Origin of the sequence: Synechococcus sp. CC9902, from assembly GCF_000012505.1 — a bacterium.
In the GTDB taxonomy this organism is placed as follows: Bacteria; Cyanobacteriota; Cyanobacteriia; order PCC-6307; family Cyanobiaceae; genus Parasynechococcus.
In genome coordinates this window covers 2,100,842-2,113,797 of the sequence record NC_007513.1, presented here as the reverse complement: position 1 = coordinate 2,113,797, position 12,956 = coordinate 2,100,842, and the positions used below count along the sequence as shown (strand labels likewise).

At 55.1% G+C, this 12,956-nt stretch carries 11 protein-coding genes; 2 read left to right on the top strand and 9 right to left on the bottom strand.

The annotated features are described in order from the left end of the window. Positions 1-7 precede the first annotated feature (7 nt). Entirely contained in the window at positions 8-508 is a 501-nt protein-coding gene (locus SYNCC9902_RS11160) for a hypothetical protein (RefSeq protein WP_011360938.1), read from the top strand. Between the two features lie 47 nt (positions 509-555). Beyond that, a complete protein-coding gene (locus SYNCC9902_RS11155; protein ID WP_011360937.1) occupies positions 556-1,077 on the top strand; it encodes a DUF1269 domain-containing protein in 522 nt (173 codons plus the stop codon). On the opposite strand, the gene SYNCC9902_RS11150 is transcribed toward SYNCC9902_RS11155, so the two are convergent. The 9 genes from SYNCC9902_RS11150 to SYNCC9902_RS11110 form a co-directional block, all read right to left on the bottom strand. Then, positions 1,042-1,500: a hypothetical protein gene (locus tag SYNCC9902_RS11150; RefSeq protein ID WP_011360936.1), complete on the bottom strand. Its 459-nt coding sequence runs from the start codon at positions 1,498-1,500 to the stop codon at positions 1,042-1,044. The two genes, SYNCC9902_RS11155 and SYNCC9902_RS11150, sit on opposite strands and share 36 nt — an antisense overlap. 90 nt (positions 1,501-1,590) lie before the next feature. After that, positions 1,591-2,172, bottom strand: coding sequence for a chorismate lyase (locus SYNCC9902_RS11145; protein ID WP_011360935.1), 582 nt, complete (start codon positions 2,170-2,172; stop codon positions 1,591-1,593). Positions 2,173-2,186: 14 nt separating this feature from the next. Then, on the bottom strand, positions 2,187-2,885 hold the full coding sequence (locus SYNCC9902_RS11140) for a pilus assembly protein PilZ (RefSeq protein WP_232179226.1): 699 nt from the start codon (positions 2,883-2,885) through the stop codon (positions 2,187-2,189). A 24-nt stretch (positions 2,886-2,909) separates the two neighbouring features. Next, positions 2,910-4,835 carry a tRNA uridine-5-carboxymethylaminomethyl(34) synthesis enzyme MnmG gene (mnmG, locus tag SYNCC9902_RS11135; protein ID WP_011360933.1) on the bottom strand — a complete coding sequence of 642 codons (1,926 nt, stop codon included), beginning with the start codon at positions 4,833-4,835 and terminating at the stop codon, positions 2,910-2,912. A 7-nt stretch (positions 4,836-4,842) separates the two neighbouring features. Continuing rightward, entirely contained in the window at positions 4,843-5,808 is a 966-nt protein-coding gene (locus tag SYNCC9902_RS11130; RefSeq protein WP_011360932.1) for a helix-turn-helix transcriptional regulator, read from the bottom strand. A gap of 272 nt (positions 5,809-6,080) precedes the next feature. After that, entirely contained in the window at positions 6,081-9,536 is a 3,456-nt protein-coding gene (locus tag SYNCC9902_RS11125; RefSeq protein ID WP_011360931.1) for an Ig-like domain-containing protein, read from the bottom strand. A 241-nt stretch (positions 9,537-9,777) separates the two neighbouring features. After that, on the bottom strand, positions 9,778-11,193 hold the full coding sequence (dnaB, locus tag SYNCC9902_RS11120) for a replicative DNA helicase (RefSeq protein ID WP_011360930.1): 1,416 nt from the start codon (positions 11,191-11,193) through the stop codon (positions 9,778-9,780). Positions 11,194-11,254: 61 nt separating this feature from the next. Then, positions 11,255-11,713, bottom strand: coding sequence for a 50S ribosomal protein L9 (rplI, locus tag SYNCC9902_RS11115; RefSeq protein WP_011360929.1), 459 nt, complete (start codon positions 11,711-11,713; stop codon positions 11,255-11,257). Positions 11,714-11,972: 259 nt separating this feature from the next. Then, the gene (locus SYNCC9902_RS11110; protein ID WP_011360928.1) at positions 11,973-12,896 is read right to left on the bottom strand and encodes an acyl-CoA desaturase; all 924 of its coding nucleotides are present in this window, start codon (positions 12,894-12,896) and stop codon (positions 11,973-11,975) included. Between the last annotated feature and the right edge of the window lie 60 nt (positions 12,897-12,956).

Here is a 12,956-nt window from a genome sequence, read left to right as displayed (position 1 = left end):
TCGCGGTATGGAGGAGCGTTACGAACGTCTGGAGCGGTCTCGAGAATCTCGTGATCGCCGTTTGGATCAGTGGCTTGAAACCGGACGTCAGCTTGTTGATGGAGTGGCCGGACGTCGTCCGGGGCAACGTCGTCCAGGTCTAGACCTCGATTCGGTTGGACGTTGGGTCGGAGACAAGGTGGATTGGTTGTTGGAAGAGGACGACGATTGGAGGGAGCCATGGCAGGAGAGCGCTGAGCCCAAGGCCCGTCGGAAACAACCGCTGCAGGCCATTTCGCGTCGGTCGCGTCAACGGTCGACACCGTCTGCAGCGTTCCAGCCACCCCCAACAGCAGCCCCTTCGGTTGCAGAGTCTTCAGCACCTGACGACTGGCCCGATGACGACCTGTTTCAGGTCCAGCGCTGGCAGCGCGATCCGGCTCAGCGGTCTTCTCCACAAGGGGAGCCGCAAGATCAGCCACCTTCCCCCCGGAGGGGTTTGCCCCGTTCGAGTCGTCGCAGAGCCTGACATCGCTCCTTGGCGTTGCCAAGCTTGAGGCAGTTCAACGCGCCTTGATGAGCGATTTGATTGTGATCGGTTTCCCCAACGTGGAGGAAGCCGAACAGGTTCGTCGAGAGTTGGTCACGATCCAGCAGCAGCACTTGATCGCGCTTGAAGACGCCTGTGTTTTGGAACATGGCGAGGATGGCCATGTTCATTTGAAACAAGCGATCAACCTTGCAGCAGCAGGGGCGGCGAGCGGCAGTTTTTGGGGGATGTTGATTGGCTTGCTGTTCCTCAACCCGTTGGTGGGCTTGGCTGTGGGGGCTGGTGCCGGAGCGGCATCAGGTGCATTGAGCGATATCGGCATCAATGATCAGTTCCTAAAAGAACTGGGTGAAACCTTGCCGAAGGGCAGTGCTGCTCTGGCACTACTTGTGCGTGAGGGAACCCCTGACCGTGTGGTGGAAAGTTTGCGCAGTCATGCTCCCCATGCCCGGCTGGTCAAGACCAGCCTCAGCCATGTCGATGAGGACAAATTGCGGGAACTGATCAAAACATCAGCCCAACAAGCTGAGGCCCTTCGTCTCGCCTGATGGGGAGTGGGGGGGAACCCGAAAGGAGCACCCCCGTTCCGCGAGTTGTTGGTTTACGCCGTCGACCAGCTCGCTTGGCATGTCTTCAGCCATTTGATCTGCTGTGGAGGCAATGGAAGGGGAGCCCGATTGCATGGCTTCCAGAAATTGGCTCCATTGATCAATCTGACGACTGAGGCTCACGGGCTGAAGCCCCTTGGTTTCGAATAACTCCCTGCAGAGTGCTTGGTTCCAAACAACGCTTTGCGTTTGGCCATGGGGGCCAAGATGTCTGGCGGCCTGAGCATTGATGGCGTCGTCGCTGGGCTGGCCGCGGCGATCACGCCAGCCGTGTTGATGCAGGATCTTTCCGCAATGAATGGCGGAGATCCCATAAAAACGCCCCAGGTCGTTGAGGCTGATCCAGGTTGTGCTGTTCCCCATGGCACGGTGAAACAAACTTTGCCAATGGTGTTCATCACCTCTAAAGCTGCAAGTTGTGAAAAACAAATCCCTACATAACGGGAGATTTGTTCATGAACTCCTTTGAAGTTCTTGGCGCAGGGTGGAGCCCAGCCATGTTTCAAGCTGCGGGCTAAACACTTCTCGGATCACCGTGAGCGCTGTTCCACTTCGAAAGAAGCGGTAGTGGCGACTCCAAAAGGGTCCGCGATAGCCAAAGGTTTCGTCCAGCCAATCCGCTTCAACGAGGGCAAGACCATCGACCTCACGAAAGAGTTCGGATCGTCCCTGGGTGAGGCTTTTCCAGATTGGCTGATTGCGGTCTTGGAGGTGCAGTTCCGCTTCAGCTTGATTCCACCAACTTTCAGCCCAAGCCAGCGGTGTACCGCCGCAGGTGAGCCAAACCTGGCGGCGTAGGAGAGGCGCTTGCAATTCCTGCACCTCTGCAGGAGCGCCGGGATGGTCGCCTTGTTCGGCTTCCATCGCGATGAGGTCGATGGCGACGGGCTCACCAGTGAGCAAGCGGAGATGGCGTGTTGGGCTGCCATCCCCCAGCAGCATCAGCCGCCATGGGCCAGGCAGCTGCCGTGGTCCATCCCCGGCCAGAACGGTGGCTGCGGGTGCTTGCCAAAGGTGACGAGGTGATGCAAGCAATTGGGATGGTGTGTTCAGAACACGCCTCCCACCGACAGCGTGCGCTCTTGTCCGTTGTTGCGAATCACGGCGCTCGACGCTCCGACGGATGCCAGTGTCCAGCCACTGCTTCCCAGGCTCTCGCCAATTTCGGCGGAAACCGAAGCATTGTTGATTTGGAAGATGGCGGAACTGCGCCCACCCGGGCTTTGCATTACTCCGGTAAGCACGGGGAGCGGCGCGATCGGTGTGCTCTCAGAGGGTGCGAGGCCAATAGGTGGCATCGGCAGGGATTGGATGGGCAGGGTGAGCGGCTCCAGGCGATCGACTGTCGCTGGCTCAGGTGTTGGAGGAATGGCTTTTTCGGTGGTGCGCAGCCGTTCGATCAGTGCCACGTTGCGTTCTCGCTCGAGTGTGCGAGCGGAGCGTTGTAGATCAAAGAGCAGCCATCCGCTGCTCATCAATCCAGCTACGGCAATGCCAGTTAGGAGGGGTGTTTGCCATCGCGAGCCTTGCGCTGCCACATGCGGTGCAGCTTGAGGTGCCACCTGAGTAGTTATCGGATGTGGCAGGGGCTGGATGGGTTCGTGGACGGCAACCTCCACGGGCACGAGGTGGCGATTGCTCGGGAAATTTTGGTGCGTTGATCTTGATGGGTTATCGAAAACGCGACCCATCACCTGCTCCGCACGCAGTGTCCAATAGGCGTGGGATGTGGGATGGCGAGCGGCCAAAGCAGAACTTTGAGGACCCCAAAGCTATCGAGCTTGCGTGGTGGGGGCGAGGGGCTGGCGCTTTTGAAGTTCCAGCCACATCAAGAGGGCGGTGATGTCGGCTTGGCTGACGCCCGGAATGCGATTGGCCTGGCCGAGGGTGGTCGGCTGAATGGCGCTGAGCTTTTCGCGGGCCTCATTGGAGAGGGTTCCGATGTTGGTGTAGTTCAAATCGCTTGGAAGTTTGCGTTGGCTTTGGCGCTTTACCTGGTCGATTTGTTGTTGCTGCCGCTGGAGATAACCGCTGTATTTGATGTCGATCTCTGCGCCTTCTCGTACGGGAAGCGGCAGGTCGCCATCAGCGAGGCCATGGCGCACGAGATCGGCGGCATGCATCGCTGGGCGGCGGAGTAGGTCCGCCAGGGTGATCGAACCCTTGATTGGTGCACCGGTTTCTTCCTCCACGGTTGGTGCGATGGGATCACTCACCTTGAGCCGTGTGGATTCCAGCCGTTTTTTCTCAGCATCCATCGCTTGGAGTTTCTCCTCAAACAATTGCCAACGCCGGTCGTCGATCAGTCCGAGGTCACGACCCAGCGGGGTGAGCCGCCGGTCGGCGTTGTCGCCCCGCAAGATCAGGCGGTATTCACTTCGACTGGTGAGCACGCGGTAGGGCTCACGCAGGTCTTGGCTCACCAGATCGTCGATCATTGTTCCGATGTAGCTGCCCTCTCGGGGGAAGTAGACGGGGTCTTGCTCACCGATTAAGCGGGCGGCGTTGAGCCCCGCCACCAGGCCCTGGGCCGCGGCTTCCTCGTAACCGGTAGTGCCGTTGAGCTGGCCGGCGCTGAAGAGCCCACTCACCCGTTTCGTTTCGAGGGATGGTTTGAGTTGGGTGGCGGGTAGGTAGTCGTAATCAACGGAGTAGGCGGGCCGCAGCATCACCGCTTGTTCGAGGCCGGGCAGGCTGCGCAGCAATTGCAATTGGATCGGCTCCGGTAGGCCGGTGGAGAAGCCCTGCACATAGATCTCAGGTGTGTCGCGCCCTTCCGGCTCAAGGAAGATCTGATGGCTCTCTTTGTCGGCAAAGCGAACGATTTTGTCTTCGATCGAGGGGCAGTAGCGGGGGCCCTTGCTGTCGATCACTCCGCCGTAGATGGCAGTGAGATGAAGGTTGTCGCGGATGAGCTGGTGCGTTTCTGCCGTTGTTCTGGTGATGTGGCAGCTCATCTGTTCACCGCTCACCCAGGCGGCGGGATCAAAGGAGAAGAAGCGGTCGGCGGCATCGCTGGGCTGCTCCTCCAGTTGATCGAGGGCAATGCTGCGCCGGTCCACCCGGGCAGGAGTACCCGTTTTGAGGCGATCGGTGTGGAAGCCGAGGCCTTGCAGGGTTTCAGTGAGCCCCTCTGCAGCCTGTTCCCCGGCACGGCCTGCGGCCATCGATTGATGCCCCACCCAGATGCGGCCACCGAGAAAGGTGCCGGCGGTGAGCACAACGGCTTGGGCGGCATACACACTTCCGAAGTAGGTCCGAACGCCCTGGATGCGTTGTTGCTCCTCTTCTCCTTCCACCTCGAGGCCGGTCACCATCGCTTCACGGAGCGCCAGGTTGGGCGTGTGCTGCAGAAGTTGCAGCATTTGTCTGGAGTACAACCGCTTATCGGTTTGTGCGCGTAGGGCCCAGACGGCGGGGCCGCGGCTGGCATTCAGAGTGCGCTTTTGAATTGCGGTGGCATCGGCGAGGCGGCCGATCACGCCCCCAAGGGCATCCACTTCATGCACTAGCTGGCTTTTGGCGGGTCCACCGACGGCAGGGTTGCAGGGCTGCCAAGCGATGCGGTCGAGATTGAGGCTGAACAAAGCAGTGTTCAAGCCCAGGCGTGCCGTGGTGATGGCCGCCTCACATCCGGCATGGCCACCGCCAACGACGATCACATCGAAGGATTCAGTGGGGGCGGCAGTGAAGCTCATGCCTTCATTATCCGCAGGTGCTGCCTTGGCTCAAGGTGTTTTGCGGGAGCTCGTTGTATTGCTGCTTGTAGCGGCGGGCGAAATGGCTGCGGCTGGTAAAGCCCATGTGAGTTGCGATCGCCCCGACGCCCTTCAACTTCAAAGCATCGCTGCGCTTTGGATTCAGCAAAAGCTGGCGTACGAGATCAAGTCGAATGCACCGTTGTAGTTCTGTTGGCGTCCGTCCGAAATGATCCTGGCATCCGTTGAACAAGGATGTTCGGGATTGATAGAGCACGTCACTGAGCTCTGTGATGGTGAGATTTTTGGATGGATTATTAGAGCACCAGTGCAGGAGTTCGATCGCTGCGGCATGGCGTGTTTGCCGCTTGGCAATTGGCAATGTGCGTGCATTTAGACTTTGAAATGCCTGAAAAATAGTGTCGATCAGTTGATCGGTTGCTTTATTCATATGTCTGCTGCTTTGGTTGTCAACTATGTCGCCCAGTTGTGTGCGTAGTTGTGTGCGAATTGGTTCGCAGAGTTCCAGTTGATTGCTGCGTTCCCAGCGCTCCAGAGGGAGGTCCCCAGCTTTGCGTTGTTGATGGCGCTCATGTAAGTGCTCCTTTGAAATAATCACTGAAGCCAATGGGGTGTTCGCTGCCAGTCGTAGATCAAAGTCACGCAATTGATGGTTGTATCCCATTAGTCCAGGCCATGGCATGTCGACTCCCTGGGCGCGTATGGGGTCAGCAGATTGTGGGTCGCTTAGGGGAATAGCAATGGTGCATGGCAGGGGCCGCCTCGTGCCACTCAGAAACATTGCTTGGTTGGTCTCAAGCAAGGTGAGACGAAATGAACCGAGGTTGAGGATTTGCAGTCGACCTTTTAACGGGCCCTCGCTCAATTGAAGGGCGCTCAGGTCGGGGGAAACGGGCTGAAAGAGCTCCTGTAGATCAGCGCAGCTTCGGAATGTGGCGTCGAGAACTTTCACTGAATATTGTTTTGATGGCTTTTTTGTGAACCCAGAGTGTGATAACGCAGAGCCAAAGAAAGATGGCTTGAATTAAGTTTGCAGGGGCTATTAAGAATGATCCTTTATTTTAGCGACGAGCCTAGCAATAATTTTAGTAGTTAATATGTAGTTTAGCTTGCGGCTTGTTTCGAGGATTCATGGAAAATGTTTTTCCTTCTGCAAGTATTGAATGGGTTTATTGTTATTGAAGAAGATTATGCCTGTCCTCTTAGTTGTTAAACATGTTTGTCTTAGAAGTTGATATCTCCCAGCGAGTTGATGATTTGGTGGGCGTAACTCCAGCTGCTGGACGAGTTGTCGAAGCTTTGGTTGGAGAAGAGGTCTTGATAAGTGGCGTTGAGGGAGGTGCTGTCGGTGTTGTTCAGGCCATAGGCATTCACCTGGATCGTGGTGGGATCTGTTGAGTAAGTGGCTAGGCGATCGAGGGCGGCATTGAGATCGTTTTGCATCGCCTTCCACTGCCATTGGCCCTGATTATTCTTGAAAAAATGCGGGTTGCCCTTGTTGTCGTAGAGCAGGCCTGATGTGGTGATGTCTTCTTTGCCGAGGCTTTCGGGCAGCGGAATGGCCTGGCCGGTGATGGAGTCAGAAGCGGAGTTCGTTCTGGTGTCCCACCAGCTGCGTCGTTCTGGCCTGCCATCGAGAATGAGGGAGATTTTGGTGGATTGATCGCGCCGGCTGGTGTCGTTGGCTTTGTTGTTGAGGAGATAGTTGAGCCCTTCCAAGGCGCCGAGTAATTCTGTGCCGGCATAGAGGTTGGAAGGCCTGTCCGAACGGCCTTTGTGGAGGTCAAACCGATTGGGATCAGGCAGGCCAAGTTCTTTCCATTTGGAGTTGTTTTTTATTGAATTTCCATGCACTTGCCCTGCCATTTTGAGCGACAGGATCGATTGCATTGTATCGATGCCGCTGCTGGGATTTGTGGGGGAAAGGATGAAGGTGTTGTGTTGGACGTGGTAGTCGTAAGTAATCAGATTAATGTTGAGATCATCGGCAGTATTTGAATCATTTGGGTTATCAATGATGGTGTAATTATCCAGCTCTTGAATTGCTTGTGTGCTGGTTTGATTGGCCAGGGTTTGGAGTAATTGCGTCGATGTGATGGTGCTGTTGGTGTCGCGGCGTTGAAACTGATAGCCAGCGCGTTCGGCATCTTGTGCGAATGCTTCAAGGGCTAACAGGCATTGGAATTTGCTGTGATCTTTACCCTCGCTGTGGCGCATGGACGTGGAGGTATCGAGGAGGAGATAAACATCTCCTGCGCTCTCTGATGCTGATTCAATTTCAGCAGTCGGCGTCGCTGAGGGAGAAGGAGTCGGCGAAGGGGATGGCGATGGAGAAGGCGAAGGCGAAGGAGAAGGCGAAGGAGAAGGAGTTGTGGTGGTATCAACGGTGAAGGTGACGGTGTTGTTGGCGTCGTCTTCGTCTTGGTTGGTGTTGCTGGCAGCATCAGAGAATTTGTCGTTAGCGACGTGAATGACGCCGTTGGTGGTGCTGTCTGCTGTGGGTGTAAAAGTGGCGGTGTAAACGGTGCTTGAAACAGCAGTCCAGTTGGAGAGTTCGCCGCCGGTAACAGTGGCGTCGGCTTCAACGAAATCAGTGGATGCTTCTGAAAGGGTGAAGGTGAGTGTGGATGACTCACCAGCACTTAAGGAGTTATCGGCATCGTCATCGGTGATGGCAATGGTGGGCCGGGTGGTATCAACGGTGAAGGTGACGGTGTTGTTGGCGTCGTCTTCGTCTTGGTTGGTGTTGCTGGCAGCATCAGAGAATTTATCGTTAGCGACGTGAATGACGCCGTTGGTGGTGCTGTCTGCTGTGGGCGTAAAAGTGGCGGTGTAAACGGTGCTGGAAACAGCGGTCCAGTTGGAAAGGGCCCCACCGGTAACAGTGGCGTCGGCTTCAACGAAATTAGTGGATGCTTCTGAGAGGGTGAAGGTGAGTGTGGATGACTCACCAGCGCTTAAGGAGTTATCGGCATCGTCATCGGTGATGGCGATGGTGGGCCGAGTTGTGTCATCAATAAAGCTCAGGCCGAAATTGGTGATTCGTGCATCGGTAATTGAACTAGCTCCTACAGAACCAACAACAAATGCGCTGTTCTCAAATTCCAGCTCGATGTTGCTTAAGTCATCGGATGTCGTGTGGTTAGTAGCATTCCCGGTGACCGTGATCGTTGCTGTTGTGTCGGATGCGCGTGTAACAACAGTGGTCAGTCCTGCTGGAACATTTGTCGCACTATGAGTGATAGTGTCGCCATTGGATCCAGCGAAAATCGTTGACCCTGGATGGTTAAAGGTAATGGTGGCTGTTTCAGTAAATGAGCCAACATTTGCTGACGCTTCAGTTAAATTGCGGGTGCTCCAGGTGAAGTTTGCTGCTGGAGTATCTGTTGTTGTGGTGTCCCCTGTCCAGGAGGGTCCAACACTAAAGTCTAAGAAAAATACTACGTTGGTATTAAGAGGTGTGCCCATGGCAATCTCAAATGTATCAATTGCGTCGTAATAAACCCGAGCTCGGCCCCTATCGTCTGTTCCATTAGGATTGATATTTGCAAGCGACGTATCTTGGAATTTGACTGATCCGTCGCTTTGTACTGTGACGTCAAGATTTGTATTTGATCCGGCGGCTAATTCGTAGGAATTAAAATCCTTAAATACTTGAAACTGCTTCAGATCGATGTCATATGTGTTGAGTGCAACGTTCTCAAGGGTGACTCTGTTACCTGTTCCGGAGCCTGTAAATGTACCGCCTTCGTAAAAACTAATTGTAGCTTCAATCAGGTGGTCTGAAGTTGAAGATGTAGGGAAATAGCTGGAAATGTATGTAGCATCAAGTCCTCCATAGTCGACAAAAGTTATGCCTATGTCTGAGCTAATGCTGCCTACTGTGTAAAGAGCGTCGACGACTTGACCGCCGATTGTGATTACATTTTTAAATAGGACTACATCTCCTGCTGTTGCGCTTCCGTACGGATTATTGAAGGATGTGTTGTAATTGTTGTGATCGAAATTCAGTTGTTGAAAGTTGGCATCAAGAACTTGTGTGCTTGCCAGCGCCCCGCTCCATCGATTGAGCCTTGCTATGCCAATCAGTGCCTCAAGTGATGCCTCTTTTCCTGTGCTGGATGAAAGGTTGGGTTGCTTGCTGTTGATCTCGCTTTTGCTTGTGTAAACATCAGCTCCCGTGATTTTGCCCAGCGTTTTGATGAGTTCTGTGTTGCGTCCTGCTTCGCAGCTCCATAAATAAATGGCTTCAACTTTCCACTCCTGTAGGAGAAGAGAAGACTCTTCTAGATATTGTTTGGTGAGGAATGTATTTCCGAGTTTGACTTCACCATTGCTGCCGTGGGCAACAATGTGCAGCTCATCGATCGTTTTTCCTGCTTTTTTATTCTGATTGAGTTGTTTCGATATTTCGTGAATTGGATCACCTTCGATCCAGGCGATCTGTTCATTTAGGCCTTGCAGCCAGTCAACATCGTTGATGTTGTGATTGGTCGCAACGAGAGGGCTTGTTTGTTTTCGTCGGTGATTTGTTTCGTTGTCTCTAGGTGCCTTGAGGCTGCTTGTTATGTGCTGTATTTGATCAGTATTTGCATTCGTTGCGCCGTGTGTTAAATAAGAAACACTTTCGGCTTCTTTTGCATTACCGGTTTCAGCAACGACGCAAGTGCTGGCGGGCATGTCTCATCGACTTCACAGGCAACTCTCAGTTTTGGAGATTGCTGCTGCATTGAGGGGCCAAATCGAGCATTTAGGCTCGACCTAAGGTCCAAATCGAGCATTCCTGTTCGGCTTTGGTCGGCTTGATAGTTCAGTTCGAAAACTTTTTCGTCTGTACCTGATAACAACCGAGCTCTAAAAAGCTTGTGTCTGCATATCGGCCAATGTGTTGAGTATGGCTGCGTTCATCGTGCTGCAGTTATTACGCCGCCAGATTTCGGAACCTGGTGAACTGGGGCTCGAACAGTAGTTTCACCGTGCCGACGGGGCCGTTGCGGTGTTTGGTGAGGATCACTTCGGTGATGCCGCGATCTTGGGTTTCCGGGTTGTAGTACTCGTCGCGGTAAATCATCAACACCAGATCGGCGTCTTGCTCAATCGATCCCGATTCCCGCAGGTCGCTCAGCATCGGTCGTTTGTTCGTCCGTGATTCCACGCCACGGCTGAGCTGGGAGAGCGCAATCACCGGAACGTTCAGTTCCCGGGCCATTCCCTTCAGGGCTCGCGTAATCCGCGAGATCTCCTGCACCCGGTTGTCGGGGGTGGATCCTTCCATCAGCTGCAAGTAATCGATCACCACCAGGCCCAGCTCCTTGCCCTGTTCGGCCATCAGCCGTCGGCAGAGCGATCGCATCTCCAGCACACCGGAGTTGGGTTTGTCATCGATGTAGATCGGCAGTTGCCCGAGGGTGTTGATGCCTTGGCCGAGGAGGGGCCATTCCTCCTGTTGCAGTCGCCCGGTCCGCAGTCGCCCGGCTTCGATGCCCACTTCCATCGAGAGCAATCTGTAGGTGAGCTGCTCCTTGCTCATCTCCAAGCTGAACACACAAACGGGAAGATCGTGCAGTTGGGCCACGTTCTTGGCCAGGTTCAGCACGATTGAGGTTTTACCCATCGCCGGCCTGCCGGCGACGATGATCAGATCGCTGCGCTGCAGGCCCTGGGTCATCGCATCCAGGTCGTAGAAGTTCACCGGGATGCCCGCCACCGAGGTGCCCAGGGAGCGGCTTTCGATTTCTTCGAAGGTTTGGGTGAGGATTTCGGCGGTGGGGGTGAGCCCTTTGGAGGGTTTTTCCTGGCTGATGGCAAAAATCGTTTGTTCGGCTTGATCGAGCACCTGCTCCATCGGCAGGCTTTGATCGAAGCCCAGCTTGATCACTTCATTGCCCGAACGGATCAACTGGCGGCGAAGGAACTTGTCCATCACCAGTCGTGCCACTTGCTCGATTGAAGCTGTGGAGCTCACCCGCTCCACCAGTTCAATCAGTCGGCCATTGCCACCGACTTTTTCAAGTGATCCCGTGTCCGCTAGCCAGGCGGTCATCGAGGTGAGGTCGGTGGGCTTGCCCTGGCCATGCAGCATCAAGGCCGTGCGGAACATCTCCCGATGGGCATTGAGGTAAAACGCCTCAGGTTGCAGGATGTCGGCAACCCGGCCAATGGCGTCTGGGTCGAGCAAGATCCCACCCAATACCGCTTCTTCGGCCTCAATGTTCTGGGGTGGGACCGAATCGGGGAGGCCTTCAAAACTCGGCTCTTGGTTGCGGCGATCTCGTCCGTAACCCGAGCGTCCCCCTTTGGGCGATTCGTCGTTGTCTGGCTGGGGGGCGCTCACCATGGCGGCAAGGTGCAGCTAAGAGTGATCCCACTCTGGCTGAACCGAGCCGATTCGCGGTAAATCAGTAGCTCACCACTTCGAGGTTGATTTCGGCGGTCACTTCGCTGTGAAGCTTCACCGTCACGGTGTACTTACCGGTGCGGTGGATTTCAGGCACCAGGATGTCGCGGCGATCGATCTCCTTCTTGGTCGACTCTTCGATCGCTTCAGCGACGTCGCCGTTGGTCACGGTGCCGAACAGCACGTTGTCTTCGCCAACCTGCTTCTTCACGGTGAAGCGACCGATGGTGTCGAGAGCTGTCTTGAAGTTCAGGGCTTCCTGTTTCAGGGCCGCTTGACGCTCAACTTCCTTGGCACGGCGGTGCTCCACCTGCTTCATCACTGCAGGGGTGACGGGAACAGCTTTGCCGAAGGGCAGCAGGAAATTCCGGGCATAGCCAGGGGCTACGTCCACGAGATCTCCGTCCTTGCCGAGGCTGAGGATGTCCTCGTTCAGAACGACTTGTACGCGTTTGGGCATGGGACTGCGACCGACAACGACTACGGGGCGATCCGGAATATTACGACCTCAGCTGTTCCGTTGATGGATCGAAAGCTTGGGCTTTTGGATCTCCTCAACAAAAAGCAGATGATTCTCGATCTAGTTCAATAGTTAGGCAGTTGATTGCCCGCCACAAAAGTTGCTTCCGTTCAATAGTTGAACGGTTTGTTTATTAATTGAAGGGTATGAATATTTACTCACTGATGTGATTTAAGTAGCGCACCGTCTCTGGCTCTTGTTATGCAGGCTTGATGGGTAGGCGGATGTTTTTGGCCAGCCCGAGAGCTCGCATCAAGCGGATATGTTCCCAGGTGAGGTCGATCTGTCCTTTCTGGAGTCCGTGGCATGCGGAGTGAGGGAAGGCGTGATGGTTGTTATGCCAACCCTCGCCAAAGGTGAGGGCCGCCACCCATTTGTTGTTGCGGGAAGCATCGCCGCTGTCGTAGGCAATGGTTCCCCAGCAGTGCGTTGCGGAGTTCACAAGCCAGGTCACGTGATAAACGAGCACGAGTCTTAAGGGGATGCCCCAAAGCACTAAGGCCCACCCTCCAGCGCCAGTGATGGAGCCGATCACAAACAGCAGAAACGCCAGAGGAAATTGCAGGTAAAGAAAATTGCGGTTGAGCCAGCGGTAATAGGGATCGCTGCTGAGGTCGCCGCTGAGGCGCGGGATTGCCTGCATGGCAGGAATCGTTTCAAACATCCAGCCCATATGGCTCCACCAGAAGCCTCGATGGCTGTTGTGGTGATCCGCGTCCGTGTCGGAAAACTTGTGGTGGTGGCGATGCAGACCGGCCCAGGTGATCGGCCCTTGCTGGCAGCTCAAGGCACCGCAGGTGGCGAAAAATCGCTCCAACCATTTGGGAACCCGAAACGACCGGTGAGACAGCAGTCGGTGGTAACCGATCGTGACTCCGAGGCAGGCTGTAGCCCAGTACAAAATGCCGAGGGTGAGAACGGCTTGCCAGCTCCAGAAACGCGGCAGTAGAGCCACCATCGCGGAGGTATGCAAGACCACCATGAACACGATGGTTCCCCTGCGTGGGCTTTGGGAGGGAGCTGCGGATCGCCCCCCTTTGCGACGCACGTGGAGTAAGCCAGCACGTTTTAAAGCCTTGTGAGACGTGACCGGCCGGCTCGGTGGAGATGGCGCTCGGTTCACGTCAGATATCACTTTGTTCTTGCACTTTTCATTGTTTATAACCGATCAGCTTTCCTACAT

Excerpts from the sequence above, each read along its gene's own strand:
- dnaB (WP_011360930.1), bottom strand. The coding sequence starts at position 11,193 with ATGGTGAGCGCCCCCCAGCCAGACAACGACGAATCGCCCAAAGGGGGA.
- mnmG (WP_011360933.1), bottom strand. The coding sequence starts at position 4,835 with ATGAGCTTCACTGCCGCCCCCACTGAATCCTTCGATGTGATCGTCGTT.
- rplI (WP_011360929.1), bottom strand. The coding sequence starts at position 11,713 with ATGCCCAAACGCGTACAAGTCGTTCTGAACGAGGACATCCTCAGCCTC.
- SYNCC9902_RS11150 (WP_011360936.1), bottom strand. The coding sequence starts at position 1,500 with ATGGGGAACAGCACAACCTGGATCAGCCTCAACGACCTGGGGCGTTTT.
- SYNCC9902_RS11155 (WP_011360937.1), top strand. The coding sequence starts at position 556 with ATGAGCGATTTGATTGTGATCGGTTTCCCCAACGTGGAGGAAGCCGAA.
- SYNCC9902_RS11125 (WP_011360931.1), bottom strand. The coding sequence starts at position 9,536 with ATGCCCGCCAGCACTTGCGTCGTTGCTGAAACCGGTAATGCAAAAGAA.
- SYNCC9902_RS11160 (WP_011360938.1), top strand. The coding sequence starts at position 8 with ATGGAGGAGCGTTACGAACGTCTGGAGCGGTCTCGAGAATCTCGTGAT.